General features: G+C 75.4%; 20 protein-coding genes and 2 tRNA genes. 9 read left to right on the forward strand and 13 right to left on the reverse strand.

Annotated elements, in window-relative coordinates; genetic code table 11:
* Positions 1-107: 107 nt before the first annotated feature.
* Genes ACI8AX_RS22160 through ACI8AX_RS22170 form a run of 3 tightly spaced genes read right to left on the reverse strand, consistent with a single transcriptional unit; the run spans position 108 to position 4,899 of the window.
* Positions 108-1,262, reverse strand: coding sequence for an acyl-CoA dehydrogenase family protein (locus ACI8AX_RS22160; protein WP_456552035.1), 1,155 nt, complete (start codon positions 1,260-1,262; stop codon positions 108-110).
* Between the two features lie 5 nt (positions 1,263-1,267).
* Positions 1,268-3,286 carry an acetyl/propionyl/methylcrotonyl-CoA carboxylase subunit alpha gene (locus ACI8AX_RS22165; RefSeq protein ID WP_456552036.1) on the reverse strand — a complete coding sequence of 673 codons (2,019 nt, stop codon included), beginning with the start codon at positions 3,284-3,286 and terminating at the stop codon, positions 1,268-1,270.
* Positions 3,286-4,899, reverse strand: a complete 1,614-nt coding sequence (locus tag ACI8AX_RS22170; RefSeq protein ID WP_456552037.1) for a carboxyl transferase domain-containing protein — start codon at positions 4,897-4,899, stop codon at positions 3,286-3,288. Before ACI8AX_RS22170 ends, ACI8AX_RS22165 begins: the two co-directional genes overlap by 1 nt.
* Positions 4,900-4,956: 57 nt before the next feature.
* On the opposite strand from ACI8AX_RS22170, the gene ACI8AX_RS22175 reads away from it, so the two are divergent.
* A complete protein-coding gene (locus tag ACI8AX_RS22175; protein WP_456552038.1) occupies positions 4,957-5,568 on the forward strand; it encodes an SACE_7040 family transcriptional regulator in 612 nt (203 codons plus the stop codon).
* A gap of 90 nt (positions 5,569-5,658) precedes the next feature.
* Here the strand turns inward: ACI8AX_RS22175 and ACI8AX_RS22180 are convergent, their stop codons facing one another.
* Both ACI8AX_RS22180 and ACI8AX_RS22185 read right to left on the reverse strand, forming a co-directional pair.
* Complete coding sequence (locus ACI8AX_RS22180) at positions 5,659-7,584, reverse strand: hypothetical protein (protein WP_456552039.1); 1,926 nt, start codon at positions 7,582-7,584, stop codon at positions 5,659-5,661.
* A gap of 130 nt (positions 7,585-7,714) precedes the next feature.
* Positions 7,715-8,911: a hypothetical protein gene (locus tag ACI8AX_RS22185; protein WP_456552040.1), complete on the reverse strand. Its 1,197-nt coding sequence runs from the start codon at positions 8,909-8,911 to the stop codon at positions 7,715-7,717.
* 152 nt (positions 8,912-9,063) lie between these two features.
* Between ACI8AX_RS22185 and orn the strand changes: the two genes are divergently transcribed.
* From orn to ACI8AX_RS22200, 3 genes are all read left to right on the forward strand, one after another.
* Positions 9,064-9,741, forward strand: a complete 678-nt coding sequence (gene orn, locus ACI8AX_RS22190; RefSeq protein ID WP_456552041.1) for an oligoribonuclease — start codon at positions 9,064-9,066, stop codon at positions 9,739-9,741.
* A gap of 56 nt (positions 9,742-9,797) precedes the next feature.
* Positions 9,798-9,873, forward strand: a tRNA-His gene (locus ACI8AX_RS22195).
* Positions 9,874-9,940: 67 nt separating this feature from the next.
* Positions 9,941-11,563 (forward strand): peptide chain release factor 3, encoded by a 1,623-nt coding sequence (locus ACI8AX_RS22200; protein WP_456552042.1) that lies wholly within the window; start codon positions 9,941-9,943, stop codon positions 11,561-11,563.
* 110 nt (positions 11,564-11,673) lie between these two features.
* Here ACI8AX_RS22200 and ACI8AX_RS22205 read toward each other — a convergent pair whose 3' ends face one another.
* The gene (locus ACI8AX_RS22205) at positions 11,674-12,060 is read right to left on the reverse strand and encodes a hypothetical protein (protein WP_456552043.1); all 387 of its coding nucleotides are present in this window, start codon (positions 12,058-12,060) and stop codon (positions 11,674-11,676) included.
* Positions 12,061-12,293: 233 nt separating this feature from the next.
* On the opposite strand from ACI8AX_RS22205, the gene ACI8AX_RS22210 reads away from it, so the two are divergent.
* Positions 12,294-12,539 (forward strand): hypothetical protein, encoded by a 246-nt coding sequence (locus ACI8AX_RS22210; RefSeq protein ID WP_113839170.1) that lies wholly within the window; start codon positions 12,294-12,296, stop codon positions 12,537-12,539.
* A gap of 20 nt (positions 12,540-12,559) precedes the next feature.
* On the opposite strand, the gene ACI8AX_RS22215 is transcribed toward ACI8AX_RS22210, so the two are convergent.
* The 4 genes from ACI8AX_RS22215 to ACI8AX_RS22230 all read right to left on the reverse strand — a co-directional run bounded on the left by ACI8AX_RS22215 (position 12,560) and on the right by ACI8AX_RS22230 (position 15,676).
* Positions 12,560-12,838 (reverse strand): ubiquitin-like small modifier protein 1, encoded by a 279-nt coding sequence (locus ACI8AX_RS22215; RefSeq protein ID WP_456552044.1) that lies wholly within the window; start codon positions 12,836-12,838, stop codon positions 12,560-12,562.
* Positions 12,835-13,917, reverse strand: a complete 1,083-nt coding sequence (locus ACI8AX_RS22220; RefSeq protein ID WP_456552045.1) for a WD40/YVTN/BNR-like repeat-containing protein — start codon at positions 13,915-13,917, stop codon at positions 12,835-12,837. The genes ACI8AX_RS22215 and ACI8AX_RS22220 overlap by 4 nt, the downstream gene beginning before the upstream one ends.
* Before the next feature lie 67 nt (positions 13,918-13,984).
* Complete coding sequence (locus ACI8AX_RS22225; protein ID WP_456552046.1) at positions 13,985-14,371, reverse strand: hypothetical protein; 387 nt, start codon at positions 14,369-14,371, stop codon at positions 13,985-13,987.
* 123 nt (positions 14,372-14,494) lie between these two features.
* Entirely contained in the window at positions 14,495-15,676 is a 1,182-nt protein-coding gene (locus ACI8AX_RS22230) for a L,D-transpeptidase (protein ID WP_456552047.1), read from the reverse strand.
* A 196-nt stretch (positions 15,677-15,872) separates the two neighbouring features.
* On the opposite strand from ACI8AX_RS22230, the gene ACI8AX_RS22235 reads away from it, so the two are divergent.
* Positions 15,873-15,945: transfer RNA gene (locus tag ACI8AX_RS22235), tRNA-Lys, on the forward strand.
* A gap of 176 nt (positions 15,946-16,121) precedes the next feature.
* Here ACI8AX_RS22235 and ACI8AX_RS22240 read toward each other — a convergent pair.
* From ACI8AX_RS22240 to ACI8AX_RS22250, 3 genes are all read right to left on the reverse strand, one after another.
* Positions 16,122-17,300, reverse strand: coding sequence for an amidohydrolase family protein (locus ACI8AX_RS22240; RefSeq protein WP_456552048.1), 1,179 nt, complete (start codon positions 17,298-17,300; stop codon positions 16,122-16,124).
* Between the two features lie 72 nt (positions 17,301-17,372).
* A complete protein-coding gene (locus tag ACI8AX_RS22245; protein WP_456552049.1) occupies positions 17,373-18,014 on the reverse strand; it encodes a TetR/AcrR family transcriptional regulator in 642 nt (213 codons plus the stop codon).
* A gap of 133 nt (positions 18,015-18,147) precedes the next feature.
* The gene (locus ACI8AX_RS22250) at positions 18,148-18,318 is read right to left on the reverse strand and encodes a hypothetical protein (RefSeq protein ID WP_456552050.1); all 171 of its coding nucleotides are present in this window, start codon (positions 18,316-18,318) and stop codon (positions 18,148-18,150) included.
* 383 nt (positions 18,319-18,701) lie between these two features.
* On the opposite strand from ACI8AX_RS22250, the gene ACI8AX_RS22255 reads away from it, so the two are divergent.
* The 3 genes from ACI8AX_RS22255 (at position 18,702) to ahpC (ending at position 21,642) form a co-directional block, all read left to right on the forward strand.
* Complete coding sequence (locus ACI8AX_RS22255) at positions 18,702-20,072, forward strand: MFS transporter (protein ID WP_456552051.1); 1,371 nt, start codon at positions 18,702-18,704, stop codon at positions 20,070-20,072.
* A 35-nt stretch (positions 20,073-20,107) separates the two neighbouring features.
* The gene (locus ACI8AX_RS22260; protein WP_456552052.1) at positions 20,108-20,929 is read left to right on the forward strand and encodes an alpha/beta fold hydrolase; all 822 of its coding nucleotides are present in this window, start codon (positions 20,108-20,110) and stop codon (positions 20,927-20,929) included.
* Positions 20,930-21,078: 149 nt separating this feature from the next.
* Positions 21,079-21,642: an alkyl hydroperoxide reductase subunit C gene (gene ahpC / locus ACI8AX_RS22265; protein ID WP_456552053.1), complete on the forward strand. Its 564-nt coding sequence runs from the start codon at positions 21,079-21,081 to the stop codon at positions 21,640-21,642.
* Positions 21,643-21,749 lie beyond the last annotated feature (107 nt).

Consider the following 21,749-nt stretch of genomic DNA (forward strand, 5'->3'; position numbering starts at 1 on the left):
GGGCCCCCCCCCCCCCCGCCCGGCGCGGACGCGGGGCTGGGGGGGGGGGGGGCGGGGGGGGGCGGCGCGCCCCCCCCCCCCCCCCCCCCCCCCCCCCCCCCCCCCGCTCAGGCCACGCCGAGGTCGCGGGCGATGAGCATCCGCTGCACCTCGCTGGTGCCCTCGCCGATCTCGAGGATCTTGGCGTCGCGGTAGAAGCGGCCGACCGGGAACTCGTTCATGAACCCGTAGCCGCCGTGCACCTGGGCGGCGTAGCGGGCGTTCTCCACCGCCACCTCGGAGCTGTACAGCTTGGCGATCGACGCCTCGCGCTTGAACGGCTCGCCGCGCAGCATCTTCTCGGCGGCCCGGTAGTAGGCCAACCGCGCGGTGGAGGCCCGCACCTCCATGTCGGCGATCATGAACTGGATGGCCTGGTTGGACCCGATCCGCCGGCCGAACGCCTCCCGCTCGGCGGCGTACTTGACCGACTCGTCGACGCAGCCCTGCGCCAGGCCCACCGCCAGCGCGGAGATCGCCACCCGGCCCTCGTCGAGGATCGAGAGGAACTGCGCGTACCCGCGGCCCCGCTCCCCCACCAGGTTGCCGGCCGGCACCCGGACGTCGGTGAAGGACAGCTCGCGGGTGTCCGAGGCGTTCCAGCCGACCTTGGAGTACCGCGTGCCGACGGCGAACCCCGGCGTGCCCGAGGGGATGGCGATCGCCGAGATCTCCTTGCCGCCGTCGGCGCGGGTGCCGGTCACCGCGGTGACGGTGACGAGCTCGGTCAGCTCGGTGCCGGAGTTGGTGATGAACGACTTGCTGCCGTTGACCACCCACTCGTCGCCGTCGAGGCGGGCGGTGGTGCGGGTGGCGCCGGCGTCCGACCCGCCCCCGGCCTCGGTCAGGCCGAAGGCGGCCAGCGCCTCGCCCGCGCACAGCCGGGGCAGCCAGGCGCGCTTCTGCTCCTCGGTGCCGAAGCGGTGGATCGGCATGGCGCCCAGCGAGACCCCGGCCTCGAGCGTGATCGCGACCGAGCTGTCGACCCGGGCCAGCTCCTCCAGCGCCACGCAGAGGTCGAAGTAGGTGCCGCCTCCCCCGCCGTACTCCTCGGGGAAGGGCAGGCCGAACAGGCCGAGCTCGCCCATCTGCCGCACGATCGCGGTGGGGAACTCGTCGCGCTCGTAGAAGTCCCCGATCTGCGGGGCCACGACGTCCCGGGCGAACTCGCGGACGGTCGTCCGCAGCGCCTCGGTCTCCTCGTCGAGCCGGTAGTCCAGCACCTGTCTCACTCCCCCTCGCCGGGCGCCGGGGCGGCGGCCGGGGTCTCCGGCGTCACCACGGCCACCCGCTCGTCCAGCCGGACCGGTCGGCCCGCCGTCACCGGGAGCTCGGTGACCGTCCCCGCGACCGGAGCGGTCAGCACGTGCTCCATCTTCATCGCCTCCACGACCAGCAGCGGGGCGCCGGCCGCGACCAGGTCCCCGACCGCGGCGCGGACGACGGTCACCGTGCCGGGCATCGGGGCGGTCACCACGCCGCCCCCGCCGCCACCCTCCGCGGCGGCGTGCAGCCGCTCGTGCTCGCGCAGCGCGACGGTGTGCCCGCCGCCGGCCAGCCACACCGTGCCGCCGTCGTGCGCGACCAGCCACCGGGTCGTCGTCCCGTCCAGGCCGACGGTCAGCTCGTCCCCGTCCCGGGTCGCGGCGGCGTGCAGCGGGTCGCCCTCGCCCACCCGCACCAGGGCGTCGGCCGCGCGGCCGCGCACCCGGACCTCGACCGGGTCGCCGCCGGCGGCCTGCAGCCGGCGCAGGGTCCAGGCCGGCTCGCCGAGCCGCCAGCCGTCGGGGACGTCCCAGGGGTCGACGACGGCGCCGCGCGGCTCGGACTCCAGCAGCAGGGCCAGCGCCGCGGCGGCGTACACCTCGTCGGGCAGCGCCCCCGCGCCGGTCAGCGACTCCCCGCGCCGCTCGATCAGGCCGGTGTCGAGCCGCCCGGCGGCGACGTCGGGATCGGCGAGCAGCGCCCGCAGGAACGCGGTGTTCGTGGGGACGCCGAGCACCTGCGTGCCGGCCAGCGCCGCGAGCAGCCGGGCCCGGGCGGCCTCGCGGTCCGGGCCCCACGCGACGACCTTGGCCAGCATCGGGTCGTAGTCGGTGCCGACGACGGAGCCCGGCGCCAGCGAGCCGTCGACCCGGACGCCCGGACCGGCCGGCTCGCGCAGCGCGAGCACGGTGCCGCTCTGCGGGAGGAACCCGCGGGCCGGGTCCTCGGCGTACACCCGCGCCTCGATGGCGTGCCCGTCGAGGCGGACGTCGTCCTGGCCGAACGGCAGCGGCTCACCTGCGGCGATCCGCAGCTGCAGCTCGACGAGGTCGAGCCCGGTGACGGCCTCGGTGACCGGGTGCTCGACCTGCAGCCGGGTGTTCATCTCGAGGAAGAAGAAGTCCTCGGGCCGGTCGGCGTCGACGATGAACTCGACCGTGCCCGCGCCGGTGTAGCCGACGGCGCGGGCGGCCTCGACCGCGGCGGTGCCCATGGCCGCGCGCTGCGCCGGGGACAGCAGCGGGGACGGCGCCTCCTCGACGACCTTCTGATGCCGGCGCTGCAGGCTGCACTCGCGCTCGCCGAGGTGGACGACGGTGCCGTGGGTGTCGCCGAGCACCTGCACCTCGACGTGCCGGGCGGCGCCGACGTAGCGCTCGACCAGCAGCGTGTCGTCGCCGAAGGAGCCGCGGGCCTCGCGCCGGGCGGCCGCGATCTGCTCGGGGAGCTCGGCCTCGGAACGCACCACCCGCATGCCCTTGCCGCCGCCGCCCGCCGAGGGCTTGAGCAGCACCGGGAAGCCGACCTCGACCGCGGCCGCGGCGACCGCGTCGTCGTCCATCCCGGGCTCGGTCCGGCCGGGGACGACGGGCACGCCGGCGGCCATGACGGTCTGCTTGGCGCGGATCTTGTCGGCCATCGCCTCGATCGCGCCGACCGGCGGGCCGATGAAGACCACGCCGGCGTCGGCGCAGGCCCGCGCGAAGTCGACGCTCTCCGACAGGAAGCCGTACCCGGGGTGGACCGCCTGGGCGCCGGTGCGCCGCGCGGCGTCGAGGACCCGCTCGATCGACAGGTAGCTCTCGGCGGCCGGCGCGGGGCCGAGGCGGACGGCGACGTCGGCGACCCGGGTGTGCAGCGCCCCGGCGTCGGCGTCGCTGCAGACCGCGACCGAGCGGATGCCCAGCGCCCGCAGCGTGCGGATGACGCGGACGGCGATCTCGCCCCGGTTGGCGACGAGGACGGTCTCGAACACGCTCATCACATCCGGAAGACGCCGTAGCCGAGCTCGCCCAGCGGCGCGTTCGCGGCGGCGGACAGGGCCAGGCCGAGCACGGTGCGGGTCTGCGCGGGGTCGATGACGCCGTCGTCCCACAGCCGGGCGGTCGCGTGGTAGGGGTGCCCCTGGGTCTCGTACTGCTCGCGGATCGGGGCCTTGAAGGCCTCCTCCTCCTCGGCCGGCCACTCCTCGCCGCGGGCCTCGAGCCCCTCGCGGCGCACGGTGGCCAGCACCGAGGCGGCCTGCTCGCCGCCCATCACGGAGATGCGGGCGTTGGGCCAGGTGAACAGGAAGCGGGGCGAGTAGGCCCGGCCGCACATCGAGTAGTTGCCGGCCCCGAACGAGCCGCCGATGACCACCGTCAGCTTCGGCACGCGGGCGCAGGCGACGGCGGTCACCATCTTGGCGCCGTGCTTGGCGATGCCGGCGGCCTCGTAGTCGCGGCCGACCATGAAGCCGGTGATGTTCTGCAGGAACAGCAGCGGGATCGACCGGCGGTCGCACAGCTCGATGAAGTGCGCGCCCTTGAGCGCCGACTCCCCGAACAGGACGCCGTTGTTGGCCACGATCCCCACCGGGTGGCCGTGCAGCCGGGCGAAGCCGGTCACCAGCGTCGGCCCGTACAGCGGCTTGAACTCGGCGAACCGGCTGCCGTCGACCAGGCGGGCGACGACCTCCCGCACGTCGTAGGGGGTGCGGGGGTCGGTCGGCACCACCTCGTACAGCGACTCCGGCGGGTGCAGCGGCTCCTCGACCGGCTCGACGTCCCACGGCCGCGGGGCGCGCGGGCCCAGCGTGCCGACGATCTGGCGCAGCAGCTGCAGGGCGTGGGCGTCGTCCTCGGCGAGGTGGTCGGTGACCCCGGAGACCCGGGAGTGCAGGTCGCCCCCGCCGAGCTCCTCGGCGGTCACGACCTCGCCGGTCGCGGCCTTCACCAGCGGCGGGCCGCCGAGGAAGATCGTGCCCTGCTCGCGGACGATCACCGCCTCGTCGCTCATCGCCGGCACGTACGCGCCACCGGCGGTGCACGACCCGAGGACGGCGGCCAGCTGCGGGATGCCCGCCTTCGACATGGTCGCCTGGTTGTAGAAGATCCGGCCGAAGTGCTCCCGGTCGGGGAACACCTCGTCCTGCAGCGGCAGGAACGCCCCGCCCGAGTCGACCAGGTAGAGGCACGGCAGCCGGTTGTGCAGCGCCACCTCCTGGGCGCGCAGGTGCTTCTTCACCGTCATCGGGTAGTACGTGCCGCCCTTGACCGTGGCGTCGTTGGCCACGACGACGCACTCCCGGCCCGACACCCGCCCGATGCCGGTGACGATGCCCGCCCCGGGGGCGTCCCCGTCGTACATGCCGTGCGCGGCCAGCGGCGACAGCTCGAGGAACGGGCTGCCCGGGTCTAGCAGGGCGTCGACCCGCTCGCGCGGCAGCAGCTTGCCGCGCTCCACGTGCCGAGCCCGGGCCCGCTCACCGCCGCCCTCGGCGACCCGGGCCAGCTGGGCGCGCAGGTCGTCGACGAGCGTGCGGTGTGCCGCGGCGTTGCGGGCGGCGGACCCGGGATCGGGGGGTGCGGTGCGGCTCAGCACGGGGGCGTCCACGCCGGCGATGTTAACGACGGTTCACGCGAGGGGTCAACGGCGGTTAACATCTGCGCCGTGACGGGGTCCGACACGCAGGCCGACACCGCGCTGCACGACGACGCGGCCCGGCCGTCGCGGCGGGAGCAGATCCTGCGGGCGGCCGCGCAGCTGTTCGCCGAGCGCGGCTCGCGGGCGGTCGGGGTGGACGACGTCGGGGCCGCGGTCGGGGTCACCGGCCCGGCGATCTACCGCCACTTCGCCAGCAAGGACGCGATGCTGGCCGAGATGCTGCTGCGGATCAGCGAGCGACTGCTGGCCGGCGGCACCGCGGAGGTGGCCGCGGCGGGCGCCGAGCCGCTGGCGCAGCTGCGGGCGCTGATCGCGTTCCAGGTCGACTTCGCGCTCGACAACCCGGCGCTCATCACCGTGCAGGACCGCGACCTGCAGAACCTGCCCGAGCCCGACGCCCACGAGGTCCGCCGGCTGCAGCGCCGCTACGTCGAGGTCTGGGTCGGCGTGCTGGCCGCCCTGCACCCCGCGGCCGGGGCCGAGGCCTGCCGGGCGCGGGCGCACGCGGTGTTCGGGCTGGTCAACTCCACCCCGCACAGCGGCGGGCGGCTGCCGCGGCCGGCGATGGCCGAGCTCCTCACCGCGATGGCCGAGGCCGCCGCGACGTCCCCGGCCTGAGAGCACTTCGCGCGCGAAAGTCCCCTCCCCCGGGAGCACTTCGCGCGCGAAAGTCCCCTACCCCGGGAGCACTTCGCGCGCGAAAGTCCCTCAGGGGGTCGGGTCGGGCATCTCCAGAGCGAGCGCGGTGGCCGCGACCAGGTCCAGGTCCGCCGTCGAGCCGGCCGGCCCGACCCAGTCGGTCTCCACGATCGTCACGACCGTGCCCTCGACGGCGCTGGCGTACTCCGCGCCCGTGAGCTCCTCGGGGCCACCGGGGTAGCGGACGCCCTCGCGCAGCAGGTCGTTGACGTTGCCGCTCCCACTGGTGTCGGCCAGCGCCCGCAGCGCGTCGGCCGCCCCCTCCTCGCCCATGTCCACGACCGAGACCGAGACGACGACGGCGCGACCGTCGACCTGCGTGGACCACAGCGCCCGCGCCAGCCCGGCGCAGTCGGTCCGCGCGAAGAAGTCCGCCACCGACCCGTAGGCGTGGTCGGCGCAGCCGTCGTCCTCCTGCAGCCGCTGCAGCGTGAACGGCAGGCCGTCCAGGGTGGTCTGCGCGCCGACGGCGAGGGTGACGTCGTCGCTCGGGGCCGCGCTCGACGGGGTGGGCGCGGTGTCGCCGGCCTGCCGGTCGTCGCCGTCGTCACCGCCCAGGGCGAGCACGAGCCCCAGCACCAGCAGGAGCACGACCAGGGCCGCGCCGCCGCCGAGCAGGGCCAGCCGGCGGGTGCGGTCGGGACGGTGGCGCGCGACGACCAGCGGGGTGCCGGCGGGCCGCTCCGGCGCCTCGGTCGACGGGCGCGGCGCCGAGGGCCACTCGCTCTGCGGCCGCTCGAGCAGCGGCCGGCCCGCGTCGGGGGCGGCGACGGTGGGGCCGACCAGGGTCGCCGGCTGCGCGGGCCGGGCGGGCTCGGCACCGGGGTCGGTGCGCTCGGCGCCGGCGAACAGCCCGCCGATGCCGTCGGTCTCGTCGGCCGGCGCGGGTGCCGGCGCGGCGGCCCAGGGCTGCGGCGCCGCGGCGGGCTGCGCCGCGAGCGGCTGGGGCGCGAACGACTGCGGCGCGAACGACTGCGGCGCGAACGACTGCGGCGCGAGCGACTGCGGCGCGGCCGGCTGGGGGGCGGCGGGCCGTGCGGCGGCCAGGGCGGCGGCCTGGTGCGCGGCGGCGGCCTCGTCGGCACGGATGGCGGCCGCCGCCACCGCGGCGGCCGCGGCCGGGTCGACCCGGGGACCGTCGGGCGTGGGCGCGACGAAGCCGCCGGTGACCGGCGCGACCGGCGTCCGGGCGGCCGCCGGGGACGCCGGCGGGGCGGCCGGCGGGGGCGGCGCGACCGAGGCGGCGTGCATCGCGGCCGGGGTCAGCAGCTCCCGCTTGCGCAGCACGTAGGGCGAGTACGGGAAACCCTCGCCGTTGAGCTCCTCGACCGAGGGGCCGCGGCCGGGCACGCCGAGGACCTCCAGCGCCGCCCGCACGTCGGCGGTGGTCCACAGCCGCGGGTTGCCGACGCCGGCGTAGCGGGCCGACCGGGCGATGCCCAGCAGGAGCGACCGCGACTCCAGCAGCGCGACCTGGTCGCCCTCGCCGAGGTCGCCGTCGGCCGGCACGAGGCCGGTCAGCTCGCCGACCAGCACCGTCAGCCGCGCGATCCGCCCGGGCTCCAGGCCCGCGGAGCGCAGCCGGACGGCGGCCTCCATGCCGGCGCGCATCAGCCCGTCCAGCGGCGAGGACCCGCCCCCGGCGATCTGCAGCACCTCGCCGGGGCGGGCGTCGACCGAGACGCTCCAGGCCCCCTCGGGCACCGCGGTCACGGTGCCGCGCTGCTTGGGCACCTCCGCGATCCGGACGACGGCCAGGCCCTCGGGGACGAACAGCACCGCGTCGGAGATCCGGCGGCCCATCGGCCCGTCGACCATCGGCAGCGACGCGACGACCGCCGAGCGCACGGCCCCGCCGGTGTCCCAGCGGGCCAGTTCGGCGAAGACGGCACGCTCCCCCGCCGTCTGCAGCGGCTCGGGGGTGAGGGCCAGCACGTCGTCGTCCTCCGGGCGGGTCTTGGGGGGTGTGGGGCGCCGGTGCGCGCGGCACCGCGGCTCGGGCGGGCCGCGGCCCGTCCGGCGGAGTCGGACCGACGCTACGTCACGTGACGGGCCGGTCCCCTCCTCAGTCCAGCGACGCGCCGCCCACCGGGACCGGGAGCTCGCCCCGGGTGTCGGCCGGCGCGACCGGCTGCCGCCACGCGGCGAACCAGGCGCTGCGGGTCACGACGTCGATCGCGGTCCACAGCAGCGTGAACGAGGCGGTGACGAGCGCGATGGACCACCAGGTCCAGTTCCACGGCGGGAGGAGGTCGGCGGCGTCCTGCAGCCAGCCGGCCCCGTAGACCGCCAGCGCGGTGACCGGCGCGGCGCTCCAGCCGGGCAGCCCGTAGCTGATCGCGAGGTCGATGCACACGGCGCCGACCAGCATGACCAGCGGCAGCACGGAGGCGGGGAAGCCCATGCCCACCAGCGCCAGCCACATCACCGCGCGGTAGGCCAGGTAGACGCCCACCACCGTGGTCGCGGTGAACCGCAGGCCGACCACCTTGCGCGCGGCCACCAGGGAGAGCAGCCCGGCGCAGATGATCCACGCGGGGTGCACCCAGGAGGGCACCGGCAGCATGAACATCGTCGGCGTCTGGCCCTGCGAGGCCGCGAAGTCGAGCAGCTGCTGCTCGGCGGTGGTGTTCCCCGCCTCGTAGGCGCGCAGGGACAGGACGCCGTACTCCTGGTGCTGGTTGGGGAAGACGACGTTCTCGACGAAGAACAGCCACAGCCCCAGCGACACGAGGTCGCGCACCCGGCCCGGCGCGGCGTACAGCCACCAGCCGCGGATGGCGCCGGCCAGCATGATCGCCGTCCCGATGTAGAGGAGGGCGTGGCTGGGGCTCCAGCTCGTGATGTCCAGGCCGTTGATGCGGTGGTTGACGATGTCGATCGGGACGGCGACCAGGAAGGTCGCGATGCCGGCCTGCATCAGCCGCAGCGCGCGGCGGTCGACGCCGTAGCCGCTGTAGCTGTGGAACACGACCAGCGCGACGACGACGGCGGTGCCGGCCGAGTTGAGCAGGTGCGGCGGCGCCAGGTCGTCGCGCAGCCACTTGAAGTGCCAGGAGACGTCCCACGACGACCCGAGCATCTTGAGCAGGAAGGCGCCGAGCCAGGCGGTGTAGATCCACCGCAGCTCCTGCTCGGTGGTCGGCCGGCCGGCGCGGCCCGGGGTCGTGTAGGCGAGCCACAGCCACCGCAGCGTCGCGAGCGGGTGGCGCGTGGCGGCGGACAGCGAGCCGGGGGCCGCGGGTGCGGTCGGGCTGGGCACGGGGGTGCTCCCTGCAGATCGGGGTGGGGGCAGAGGCGAGCCTAACCGCGGGAGGCCTCCGAACCGACCCTCCGAGTGGCCCCGGAGCGGCGGGTGCGGTAGAGACGGCCGCGCGAGGCGGGCGGGACGGACGGGACGTAGGGTTCGCGTCCGTGGCGGAGAGCGCGGGACACCTGGTCTGGATCGACTGCGAGATGACCGGGCTGGACCTGGCCAAGGACAAGCTGATCGAGGTCGCCGTCCTCGTCACCGACTCCGACCTCACGGTGCTCGACCCCGGCCTGGACCTGGTGATCCACGCCGACGACGAGGCCCTGGACGGGATGGCCGACGTCGTCACCGAGATGCACGCGAAGTCGGGGCTGACCGAGGCCGTGCGCGCCTCGACCCTGACCGTCGCCGAGGCCGAGCAGCAGGTGCTGGCCTACGTGAAGCGCTTCGTGCCCGAGCGGCGGACGGCGCCGCTGTGCGGCAACTCGATCGGCACCGACCGCGGCTTCCTCGCCCGCGACATGCCCGAGCTCGACGACCACCTGCACTACCGGATGGTCGACGTCTCCTCGGTCAAGGAGCTGGCCCGCCGCTGGTTCCCCCGCGTGTACTTCGCCCAGCCGCCCAAGGGCCTGGCCCACCGTGCCCTGGCCGACATCATCGAGTCGGTGCGCGAGCTGGCCTACTACCGGAAGACGCTGTTCGTCGACGGCTCCGGCCCGTCCTCGGCACAGGCGCAGGCGGCGGCCGGCCAGGTCACCGAGGCCTTCGCCGCCGTCCTCGCGGCCGGGGACGCCACCCCGCCGGCCACGGCACCGCCCGCTGCGTCGGAGGGCTGACCCGCTCGGGTATCGTTGCTCCGGTTCCCGGGGCGCGCGTGCCGCGGGAGCGCGCGGTGGGTGTAGCTCAGCTGGTAGAGCACCAGGTTGTGATCCTGGGTGTCGCGGGTTCGAGCCCCGTCACTCACCCCACGACAGAGGCCCCGGTCAGGCGACTGACCGGGGCCTCTCGCCGTCCGGCGTCTGCGAGGAGAGCACCGTGAGCACCACCGCGTCCACCGACGGCGGCCCCCGCGCCGCGACGTCGAGCGACGTCCCCGCCGAGGCCGGCCGGCGGCGCACCTTCGCCGTCATCAGCCACCCCGACGCGGGCAAGTCGACGCTCACCGAGGCCCTGGCCCTGCACGCCCGCGTGATCGGTCAGGCCGGGGCGGTGCACGGCAAGGCCGGCCGCCGCGGGACGGTCAGCGACTGGATGGACATGGAGCGCGACCGCGGCATCTCCATCACCTCGGCCGCGCTGCAGTTCGCCTACCGCGACGCCGTGGTGAACCTGCTGGACACCCCGGGCCACGCCGACTTCTCCGAGGACACCTACCGGGTGCTCACCGCGGTCGACGCCGCCGTGATGCTGGTGGACGCCGCCAAGGGGCTCGAGACGCAGACGATGAAGCTCTTCGCCGTCTGCAAGCACCGCGGCATCCCGATCATCACGGTGGTCAACAAGTGGGACCGCCCCGGCATGGACGCCCTCGCGCTGATGGACGAGATCACCGAGCGCACCGGCCTCACGCCCACGCCGCTGACCTGGCCGGTGGGCATCGCCGGCGACTTCCGCGGCGTGCTCGACCGCCGCGACGGCACCTACCGGCACTTCACCCGCACCGCCGGCGGCGCCACGATCGCCCCCGAGCAGGTGCTCGACGCCGACCGGGCGCTCGCGCAGGAGGGCGACGCCTGGACGCAGGCGCTGGAGGAGTCGGAACTGCTCGCCGAGACCGGCGCCGAGCACGACCAGGAGCTGTTCCTGGCCGGGGCCACCACGCCGGTGCTGTTCGCCTCGGCGGTGTCGAACTTCGGGGTGGGGCAGCTGCTCGACGTCCTGGTCGACCTGGCGCCCGCGCCCGCGCCGCGGCCGGACGCCGACGGGCAGGCCCACCCGCTCGACGCGCCGTTCAGCGCCTTCGTGTTCAAGGTGCAGGCCGGGATGGACACCGGGCACCGCGATCGGCTGGCCTACATCCGGGTCTGCTCCGGGGTGTTCGAGCGCGGCATGGTGGTCACCAACGCCGCCACCGGCCGGCCGTTCGCGACCAAGTACGCCCAGCAGGTCTTCGGCCGCGACCGCGAGACCATCGAGACGGCCTTCCCGGGCGACGTCGTGGGCCTGGTCAACGCCGCCGCGCTCGGCGTCGGCGACACCCTGTACGTCGACCGGCCGGTGCGCTACCCCCCGGTCACCACCTTCGCCCCGGAGCACTTCTCGGTCGCGCGGGTGGCCGACACCAGCCGGTACAAGCAGTTCCGCAAGGGCATCGAGACCCTCGCCGGCGAGGGCGTGGTCCAGGTGCTGACCTCCGAGCGGCGCGGGGACGGCGCCCCGGTGTTCGCCGTCGTCGGCCCCATGCAGTTCGAGGTCGCGAGCCACCGCATGGAGCACGAGTTCGGCGCCCGGATCAGCCTCGAGCCGCTGCCCTACTCCCTGGCCATGCGCACCGACGAGGCGTCGGTGCCGGTCATCACCGCCTCCAGCGGCACCGAGGTGATGCGGCGGGCCGACGGCGAGCTGCTCGCCCTGTTCACCACCAAGTGGGTGATGGGCGTGCTGCGCGACAAGCCGGGCGTGAACCTCGAGCCGCTGGTCGCCGCGCAGCTGGGCTGAGCGCCCCCTCCCCCGCGATCATGGGGACGTTGCCGCAGACACGCGACGACACGCTGCGTCGAGCGGCGACACGACCATGATCGCGGGCGGGCCGGCCGCCGAGCAGCCGCTCAGCCGATCCGGACGCTGGTCCGGCCGCGCAGCACCCACCGGCCGCCACGGCGCTCGACGGCCGGCGGCGGGGTGTCCGTGGGCAGGCCGCCGGGGACGCGGGAGAACGGCCGGGTCACGTCGGTCGTGAGCAGGTCGCGGCCCCGCGCGGTGAGCGCGAAGGTCTCGGTGACCTGGCCCGGCTCGCGCGGCAGCGAGTCGAGGTAGCCGGCCTCGTGGGCCCGCGTGAAGCAGTCGAGCAACTCGACCTGGCGCTGCCGCCAGGCCGCCGCGTCGCCCGAGGCCGGGCGCGGGTTGAGCCGCGCCAGCAGCGCGAACATCGTGGCCGGCTGGTCGTCGGCCGCGAGGGCCTCGAGGACGGGACGGACGTCGGCGCTGGTCTGCATGCGGACGACGCTAGGTGGCCGGCCCCGGCGCGCCCGGGGCGCTGACCTGCCGAAACTCGTCCCGAACGGTGGGGAGAGCTGCCATGCACCCCTCCCGGGTCCCGCACGGGGCGCGTCGGGCGCGGCGGACGGCGCCGGGTGGCCGTGCCAGCTGGGACGCGTGGGACGGGTGGAGCGGACACGCCCTCCCCGGGTGCTGGCCCCTCCCCCGGTCGGCTCGGACCCTGGCGGACATGACGACGGCCTACGCGTACGGCACCGCGCACGCGGTGGTCATGGTCGGAGCGGTCGGGACCGCCGACGGCCTCCAGCCCCGCCGCATCGGTCCCCTGCACGCGACGATCGGCCGGGTGCACGGGCGCAGCCGCAAGTCGCTGTGCGGCGCCTACGTGGCCGTCGACGAGCAGACGCCGTGGCCGCCGCAGGGCTACGACGACGAGCAGCTGTGCCCCGAGTGCGCGGAGCTGGCCACCCTCTGAGCCGGCTCCGGGAGCCGCGGTCAGCCGCCGGCCACCGACGGCAGCACCTGCACCACCGCGCCGTCCCGGACGGGGGTGTCCAGCCCCTGCCCGAAGCGGACGTCGTCACCGTCGACGTAGACGTTGACGAACCGGCGCACCGCCCCCGTCTCGTCCCGGATGCGGCGGGCCAGCAGCGGGTGCTGCGCGGCCAGCCGGTCGAGCAGGTCGGCCAGCGAGCCGCCGCCGTCGACGGTGAGGTGCTTGGCCCCGCCGGCGAGGTCGGCCAGGACGCCGGGCAGCACCACCTCCGCGCTCATGGCAGCCTCGCCGCCCGGACCGCGAGGACGTCGGGCAGGTGCGCGGCGACCAGCGCGAAGGTGTCGCCCTCGTCGGCCGAGGCGTAGACGCAGCCGTCGCGGGTGCCCACGTACACGCCGGTCGGGTCGCCGTCGTCCACGCACAGGGCATCGCGCATGACCGCCGCCCAGCTGGCGTCGGGCAGCCCCTCCCCGAGCTCGGTCCAGGTGCCGCCGCCGTCGCGGGTGCGGTGCACCCGCAGCCGGCCGCCCGGCGGCAGCCGCTCCACGTCGGCGACGAGGGGGACCACCCACGCGGTGCCGGGGGTCCGCGGCGAGGCGGCGATCGGGAAGCCGAAGTCGGCCGGCAGGCCACCGGCGACGGACCGCCAGGAGACCCCCGCGTCGTCGGTGGCGAAGACGCCGAAGTGGTTCTGCGCGTACAGCCGGTCGGGGTCCCCGGCGTCGACGGCGACCTTGTGCACGCACTGCCCGTACTCGGGCAGCTCGTCGGGGAGGAAGACCGCGGTGATCCCCCTGTTCCGCGGCTCCCAGGAGCCGCCGCCGTCCTCGCTGAGGTAGACCCCGCCGGTGCTCATCGCGACGAGCACCCGGTCGGAGGCGGGGTCGGGCAGCACGGTGTGCACCGCTCCTCCGCCGCCACCGGGCTCCCAGGTGGGCCGGTGCGGGTGGTCCCACAGGCCGCGGACCAGCTCGAAGGTGCAGCCGCCGTCCGCGCTGCGCCACAGCGAGTGCGGCTCGCAGCCGGCCCACACCACCCCGGGCCGGTCGGCGGAGTCCGGGCGCAGCTGCCACACCCGGGACAGCGCGGCGCCGGTGTCCTGCGGGAACCGGATGGCCCCGGACGCGGTCTCCTGCCAGCTGCGGCCGAGGTCGTCCGAGCGCATCACGGTCGGGCCCCAGTGGCCGTACTGGACGCCGGCGAGCACCCGGGGCGCCGGACCGCGCGTGTCGACCGAGACCGCGGCCACCTCCTGGGCCAGCAGGTGCGGGCCGTCGAGGGTCCAGCTGCGGCGGTCGTCGTCGCTGCGGGCCAGCCAGAGTCCCTTGCGCGTGCCGATGGCGAGCAGGTCGGTCATGGCGCCTCCCGGGTCCGGGGGCGCGGTCGCGCCCCTCCGGGACTCAGACCCGCGGGCGGCGCGGAACTCAGCGGCGGGTGGCGCCGCCCTCGGGGTGGGTGGGCCGGTCGGTGGTCAGGTCGGGCGCGAGCCGCTCCGCCTTGGCGCGGAGCTCCTCGGCGGCGGTGGCGTGCTCGTGCGCGGCGGCGGCGCGCTGGGCCGCCTCCTGCTCGGCCAGCCGGGTGCGCTCCTCGACCTCGGCCCGCTCCCGGCGGGCGCGGGCGGCCTGCTCCTCGGCCAGCGCCTGCTCCTTCTCGGCCTGGACGCCCCGCAGCTGCGCCTCCTGCAGGTGCTCGCGCGCCTGCTCCCGCTTGCGGGCGGCCCCGATGCGGTTGCGCTTGGCCATCGCCAGGGCGAGGGCGGCCAGCAGCAGCACGGCGACCACGACGATCAGCACGATCACCCAGGTGTCCACAGGGTCCTCCTCGAGGGGCGGCGGGACCCGGGAGATGCCCGCGCCGGGGGCCCGGTAACCGCGACCGCCCGCGTCCGGGAGCCGGGCGCGGGCGGTGGTGGCGCGGGAGGGAGTGCGGTCGGGCTACTGGAGGGCGCTGCCGGCCCGCCACTCGTCCCAGGAGATCGTCCAGTCGTAGATGTCGCCGTCGGCCGGACCCAGCGGCGGCCCGATCGAGTTGTTGATCTCGACGATGTCGCCGGGCTGCGAGAAGTCGAAGAACCAGGCCGCCCGCTCGGTCGACATGTTGATGCAGCCGTGCGAGACGTTGCTGTTGCCCTGCTGGGCCACCGACCAGGGCGCGGCGTGCACGAACTCGCCGTTGTTCGAGATTCGGACGGCGTACTCCACCGGCGTCCGGTAGCCGCCCGGGCTGTCGGCCGGGACGCCGTAGGTGCTCGAGTCCATGATCCGGTTGCGGTTGAGCTCGGTGACCACGTGGACGCCGTTGTGGCTGGGGTTGTCGTCGCTGCCCGCGCTGATCGGGTAGGTCTGCACCAGCTGGTCGTTCTCGAAGACCTGCATGGTGTGGGTGCCGGCGTCGGCGATCGACACGTGCTTGTCCCCGACGCGGAAGGAGACCGTGCGGTCCTTCTCCCCCCAGACCCCGTCGCCGAAGGAGACGCCGTACAGGTCGGCGTTCAGCGTGACGTCGGTGTTGGCCGGCCAGTACGTCGACGGGCGGAAGTGCACCTCGGTGTCGCTCAGCCAGCTCCAGACGCCGTCGGTCGGCGTCGAGCTCTCGACGAGCAGGTGGCTCTCGACCGCGGCCTGGTCGGTGACCGGCTGGTCGAAGTACACCCGGATCGGCATGCCGACCCCGACGGTCTGCCCGTCGAGGGGGCCGATGCTCGGGGTGGAGACCTGCGCGGGCGTCACCGTGGTGAAGGTGGACGACGCCTCGACGGTCTCCTCGTCGGCGCCCTCGGCGCTCGCGGTGAGGGTGTAGGTGGCGCCGTAGGCCAGCTCGACGTCCGGCGTCCAGACGTCGACCTCGGGGGCGTCCGGGTCGTCGGCCACGGTGCCGGGCACCGGCGCGCCGGCGGCGTCGGTCAGCGTGACCTCGCCGAGCTCGCCGTCGGTGACGGAGATCTCCAGCGGGACGACGGGCGAGACGTCGACGCTGCCGTCGACGACGCTCAGCGCCACCTCGGCGGGGCCGGCCTCCGGTGGCGACGACGACGAGGAGGACGCAGCGGAGGACCCGCCGGAGCCCCCGTCGTCCTGGCACCCCGCGAGCAGGAGCAACGCTCCCAGCGCGGCCACAGCGGCTGTCCGTCGCACTCGGTCCGACTCCCCTTCCGTCCCCCGCGGCCCGCCCCCGTGGCCGCCGGACCCAGCGTCCCACGGAGGAGCGACCGGGCGGTGGCGCCCGCGCGCGGCGGACGACCGGGACCCGGCGACGGCGACCCGCAGGGCGCTGGTATCGTTCTCCCTCGTTGCCCGGGCGACCGGGCGGCACGCGCCATTAGCTCAATTGGCAGAGCAGCTGACTCTTAATCAGCGGGTTCGGGGTTCGAGTCCCTGATGGCGCACCCCTCCTCCTCGACAGGCCGGCGGACCCTCGGGTCGCCGGCCTGTGCCGTCCCCGGCGCCGCAGCGGCCGGGCGGGAGCCGACGCCGCGAGCGACCGCACGGTGCGACGCGGACGGGCCCGCCCCCCGGTGGTCGGGGGACGGGCCCGTCGTGCGGCCGTCGGGTGCGGCGCGGGCTACCAGAGGCGGTAGAGCTGCGCCGCGTTGCCGCCCATCACCGCGCGCTGGGTCTCCGGGCGGAGCTTCCCGACCTGCTCCTTGACCATGTCCAGCGGGTTGGGGTGCAGCGAGGTCGGGTGCGGGAAGTCGGTCTCGAACATGACGTTGCCCTCGCCGACGGTGTCGATGAGGTGCTGCAGGTCGCCGCGGCCCTTCTCGAACCAGAAGGTGGCGTACCAGTTGTCCCGGAAGTACTCCGACGGCAGCTTCTGCAGCTTGTCGAACCACTCGGGCGCGTTCTCCTCGAGCTCGTAGTCCATCGCCTCGAGCATGAAGGGCACCCACCCGATGCCGCTCTCGACGGAGACCATCTTGAGGTCGGGGTGGCGGTCGAACATCCCGGAGTACGCGCTGTTGAGCAGCACCTGCGAGTTGTTGAGGAACAGCGAGGCACCGCCGATGGCCGGCTTGACGTAGTCGTCCTGACTGGGCCAGTAGGTGGTGCCGAAGTAGGACAGCGAGGTCTGGCTGGCACCGATGTGGAAGTGCACCGGGAGCTTCATCCCGGCGCACACCTCCCAGAACGGGTCCCAGGCCGGGTCGCCGAGGTCGGCCGAGCCCGCGTCCTGCGGGTGGGCGGTCATGTTGACCCCGCGCATGCCCAGCTCCGCGCAGCGCTGGGCCTCGCGCACGCAGGCGTCGATGTCCCACGCCGGCATGATCGGCATCGGCAGCAGCCGGTTGCCCGACTCGGCCTGCACCTCGGCCATGTGGTCGTTGTAGATCTCGACGACGAGCCGCAGCAGCGCCGGGTCCGAGCCCGACCTGGCGAAGTTCTGCCCGCCGAGGCCGATGGCGTTCGGGTAGATGACCTGGGCGTGGATGCCCAGCTCGTCCATGAGCTCGATCCGCGCCTTCGGGTCCCAGGCGGCCACGTGCACGTCCTGGATCCCCCACGACCCGCCCTGCGAGTCCCGCCACGGGTGCTTCTTGCCCTCGAGGTCGATCGTGCCGCCCGAGCCGGCCCGGCCGAACGTCCTCCCCTCGATGACCCACATGTCCACGCCGTCGATCCGCTCGACGTGCGGCACCCGGTCCTCGTACCCCTTCGGCGCCCGTGCGGTGAACAGGTCGTGCCGCTCCGTCATGTGGGCGTCGGCGTCGACCACCCGCAGGTCCTCGACCAGTGCGCTCATGAGTGCCTCCTCGTCCGTCCGGCGACCTGTGACCGACGCTACGGACGACACCCACGGTTTACAACACTTGATTTAAACCGGTCGGGGTGCTCCCGCGGAGACCGGCGCGAGCCACAGGCCCACCAGGGCGTCGACGATCCCCGTCGCGGCCTCCTGCCACGTGGCCCGCGGGGTGGGCCGGCCCTCGGCGAGGGCGCGCTCGCGATCGGCGCAGCCGTGCACGAGCAGCTGCACCTCCATGTCCCGCCGCTCCTGGTAGACAGCGGGCGGCAGGTCGCGCACACGGTCCCGGATCCCGTCGACGACCCGGCGCAGGGCCGCCGACCGGGCACTGTCCTCGAGCGCCAGCTCCCGGAACACCGGGTCGGTCACCACCTGCGCGCGCAGCCGGGCGAACCAGGTCGGACCGCCGAGGGCGGCCAGGTGGTCGGTGGACGGGCGCACCAGGCAGGCCACCCAGTCGCGCAGCGACGGGTCGCCGCCCAGCTCCTCGACCAGCTCCGCGCGCCGTCGCTCGATCGGCTCGGAGTGGGTCCGCAGGATGGCCCGGACGAGGTCGGCGCGGCTGCCGAAGTGGTAGCCGACCGCGGCGCTGTTGCGCTGGCCCGCCGCCTCGCTGACGTGCCGGCTCGACACCGCGGAGATCCCGTTCTCGGCGAAGAGCCGTTCGGCGGTGGCCAGGATCAGCTGCCGGGACGCGTCGCCGCGCTCCATCCGGCCCCGCCGACGACGGCCGGCGGGAGTCGCTCCGTCGTCGCCTGCCGGCCCCGGCTGCTCCGCCACCACCGGCGCGACACTAGTCAGCTCCGCACCCCGGACCACCCACGGCCGGCCGCGGCTCCTGCACTCAGGGCCGCGACCGCCCCGGCGCCGGCTGCCCGACGGCCTCGGTGAGGCACCCGAGCGGGACCACGCACCCCTGCAGGCAGTCGATCTCCACCGGCCGCTCCCCGGCCCACCCGACCGCGGCCGTGTCGCCGCAGCCGGGACACCGCTCCCAGGTGATCCGCTCGCTCATCTCCGTCTCCTCCTCGGACCGCTCCTCGACCGCGCCGACGGTCCCCCGGCCGGGCACACCACGGGAGGGGCGTAGGTCCCTCGTCCGCCATCCGGTCGCCCTCCACCGGAGTGCCGGGCGCCCTCACGCGGGCTCCGGCGCCCCGCCGCCGCGCTGCGCCGCCGGCCGGGAGCGGTCGGGCTCCCCGGCGCTCGAGCTCGCGGGCTCGGGCAGCTCCGGCCCGGACAGCCGCGCCCGGCGCCGGCCGCGCAGCGCGTGCGCGTCCTGCAGGCGTGTCGACCCTCACACGGGAAGCCTTCCCGGTCCCGGTCCCGGCACCGCCGTGGCGTGCGACCCTGGGGCGCGTGCGGGCGGAGGACACCGGGGGATCCCGCGGACGCCGGGTGACCGCGGCCCTGCTGATCGGGCTCTTCACGACGGCGTTCCCGTCGACGATCCTCACCATCGCGGTGCAGCCGATCGCCGAGGACCTCGACGCACTGCCCTCGACGGTCGTCTGGGTCACCACCGCCCCGCTCCTGGCCGCCGCGGTCACCACCCCCCTGTTCGGCCGGCTCGGCGACCTGCACGGGCACCGGCGGGTGTACCTCGCCGGGATCGTCGTGGCGACCGTCTTCGCCGCCGCCAGCGCGCTGGCCTGGGACGCGACCAGCCTCATCGCCGCGCGCACCCTCTCGCAGACCGGCGCGGCGGCCACCGTGCCGACGGCGGTCGCCCTGCTGTTCCGCGCCAGCCCGCCCGGCCGGCAGATGCGGGCCGGCGCGCGGGTCGGCGCCGTCACCTCGGGGGCCGCGGTCATCGGGGTCGTGGCCGGCGGCCCGCTGGTCGACCTCGTCGGCTGGCGGTCGGTGTTCGTCGGGCAGGTCGCCTTCTGCGTGGTCGCGCTCGTGCTGTCGCTGCTGGTGCTGCCGGCCGACGACGAGCGCACGCCCGGGTCCCTCGACGTCCCCGGCGCGCTCCTGCTGGCCGGGACCACGCTCGCGCTCACCCTCGGCGTCAACCGGCTGGCGGTGTGGGGCTGGTCCCCGCTGCCGGTCGCCTGCCTGGCCGCGGTCCCCCTCGGGGCATGGGCGCTGGTCCGCGTGGAGCGGCGGGCCGCGTCGCCGCTGCTGCCGGTGCGCGTCCTCGGCGTGCGCAACGTGCGGGTGGTGACCGGCGCCAGCCTGCTGCTCGGCGCCGGCTACATGGGCAACTTCGTCGTCACCCCGCTGTTCCTGCAGGGCGTGCTCGGGCTGACCGCCGCAGTCACGTCGCTGCTCACCGTCCCGCGGGCGCTGTCGATCCTGCTGGCCTCCCCGACGGCCGGGCGGTGGGGCGCGCGCTTCGGCGAGCGGCGCGTCGTCCTGGTCGCCTGTGCCGCCTTCGCCGCCGCCCTGGCCGCCATGGCCGTGGGCGCCTGGGCGACCTCGCTCGTGGTCGTCGCCGTCGCCATCGCGCTGAGCGGCTACGCGCACGGCCACGCCGCCCCCGGCCTGCTCGCGGCGCAGGGCGCGGCGGTCGACGCCCGCGACGTCGGCCTGGCCGCCTCGCTGCAGCAGACCGGCTTCCAGGTCGGGGCCGTCATCGGCATCGGCCTGTTCACCGCCCTGGCCGGCGACGCCACCACGGCCGGCCCGTTCGCGCTGGTCTTCCTGCTGACGGCGGCCTGCGCCCTGGCCGCCACGCTGGTGCTGGTCCGCATGCAGGACACCCGCGAGCCGGCGCCGGCCCTCCCCCGGGTGCCCGACCGCATCCCCGACGGCATCGACGCCTGAGTCCCGGCCCGCCCGCGTGGGGCACGATGCCGGCCGTGCCCGAGCCCCCCGCCGCCCTGCCGCACGAGGTCGTCGTCGAGGGCGTGCCCGTCCGGTACGGCGTGACCGGCAGCGGTGACCGCTCGCTCGTCCTGGTGCACGGCCACGGCGCGCACCACGTGTGGTGGCACGCCGTCGTCCCGCTGCTGGCCGACCGCTGGCGGGTGGTCACCCTGGACCTGAGCGGCCACGGCGACAGCGGGCACCGCGCGGAGTACTCCGGCGCCCAGTGGGCGCGGGAGGTCGTGGCGGTCGCCGAGGCCGCCGACGCCGACCGGCCCGTCGTGGTGGGCCACAGCCTCGGTGGCCGGGTCGCCGTCCTCGCCGGCGGCCGGCACCCGGACCGGGTGGGCGGCCTGGTCCTCCTCGACTGCGGGATCCTGCTCCCGGACACGCTGCGCGGGCGCAGCCTCCCGCCACCGCGCCCGCCGAAGCTGTACCCCACCCGCGAGGCGGCGGTCGCCGCCTTCCGCTTCGCCCCGCCGCAGCCCGACCCGCCGGCGGACCTGCTGCGGCCGGTCGCCGAGTACTCGGTCCGCGCCGTCGAGGGCGGCTGGACGTGGAAGCACGGGGGGCAGCGGTTCCCCACGCTCTACGACGAGCACACGATGCACGCGGCCACGACGCTGACGGTGCCGGTCGCCTACGTCTCCGGAGGCGAGAGCCTCGTGGTGGACGACGCCAAGGCCGCGGAGGTCGCGGGGATGCTGCCCGGCGTCCGCGCCGTCCGGGTCCCCGGGCTGCACCACCACCTCGTGCTCGAGGACCCGGTCACCTGCGCCGGGCTGATCGACGACCTGGCCCGGCCCGGCGGCTGACCGGCGACCCCCTGCCACATCCGCGGGGACTCCGCCACCGCGCCACGACGTGACGAACCTCCTCGTGGCGGCCCTCGTGGCAGATCGTGCCTTTCTTGTACGGTTCAAGAAAAGCCGGTTGTCCACACCAACGAGCGGAGGCATCCCCCGTGGCCCTCATCAACACCGAGATCAAGCCGTTCGCGGCCACCGCGTTCCACAACGGCGCGTTCGTCGACGTCTCCGACGCCGACCTGCGCGGTCGCTGGTCCGTCGTCTTCTTCTACCCGGCGGACTTCACCTTCGTCTGCCCGACCGAGCTGGGTGACCTGGCCGACCTGTACGAGGACTTCCGCGCCCTGGGGGTCGAGATCTACTCCGTCTCGACCGACACGCACTTCACCCACAAGGCGTGGCACGAGACCTCGGACACGATCGCCAAGGTCCAGTACCCGATGGTCGGCGACCCGACCGGCACGATCACGAACAACTTCGAGGTCATGCGCCCCGGCCAGGGCCTGGCCGACCGCGCCACCTTCCTGATCGACCCCGACGGCGTCATCCAGTTCCTGGAGATCTCCTCCGAGGGCGTCGGCCGCAACGCCGCCGAGCTGCTGCGCAAGGTCAAGGCCGCGCAGTACGTCCGCGAGCACCCGAACGAGGTCTGCCCGGCCAAGTGGGAGGAGGGCGACACCACCCTCGCCCCGAGCCTGGACCTCGTCGGCAAGATCTGACGGTCCTCCGTCGCACCCGGGGGGGGGGGGGGGGGGGGGGGGGGGGGGGGGGGGGGGGGGGGGGGGGGGGGGGGCGCCCCGCCCCGAACCCCCCCCCCCCCCCAGCC

The organism is Blastococcus sp. SYSU D00813 (assembly GCF_054050735.1).

What these genes read in the sequence shown, in the direction of transcription:
- ACI8AX_RS22220 (WP_456552045.1), bottom strand. Translation starts at nt 13,917, where the DNA reads ATGACCGACCTGCTCGCCATCGGCACGCGCAAGGGACTCTGGCTGGCC.
- ACI8AX_RS22245 (WP_456552049.1), bottom strand. Translation starts at nt 18,014, where the DNA reads ATGGAGCGCGGCGACGCGTCCCGGCAGCTGATCCTGGCCACCGCCGAA.
- ACI8AX_RS22165 (WP_456552036.1), bottom strand. Translation starts at nt 3,286, where the DNA reads ATGAGCGTGTTCGAGACCGTCCTCGTCGCCAACCGGGGCGAGATCGCC.
- ACI8AX_RS22215 (WP_456552044.1), bottom strand. Translation starts at nt 12,838, where the DNA reads ATGAGCGCGGAGGTGGTGCTGCCCGGCGTCCTGGCCGACCTCGCCGGC.
- ACI8AX_RS22250 (WP_456552050.1), bottom strand. Translation starts at nt 18,318, where the DNA reads ATGAGCGAGCGGATCACCTGGGAGCGGTGTCCCGGCTGCGGCGACACG.
- ACI8AX_RS22240 (WP_456552048.1), bottom strand. Translation starts at nt 17,300, where the DNA reads ATGAGCGCACTGGTCGAGGACCTGCGGGTGGTCGACGCCGACGCCCAC.
- ACI8AX_RS22205 (WP_456552043.1), bottom strand. Translation starts at nt 12,060, where the DNA reads ATGCAGACCAGCGCCGACGTCCGTCCCGTCCTCGAGGCCCTCGCGGCC.
- ACI8AX_RS22210 (WP_113839170.1), top strand. Translation starts at nt 12,294, where the DNA reads ATGACGACGGCCTACGCGTACGGCACCGCGCACGCGGTGGTCATGGTC.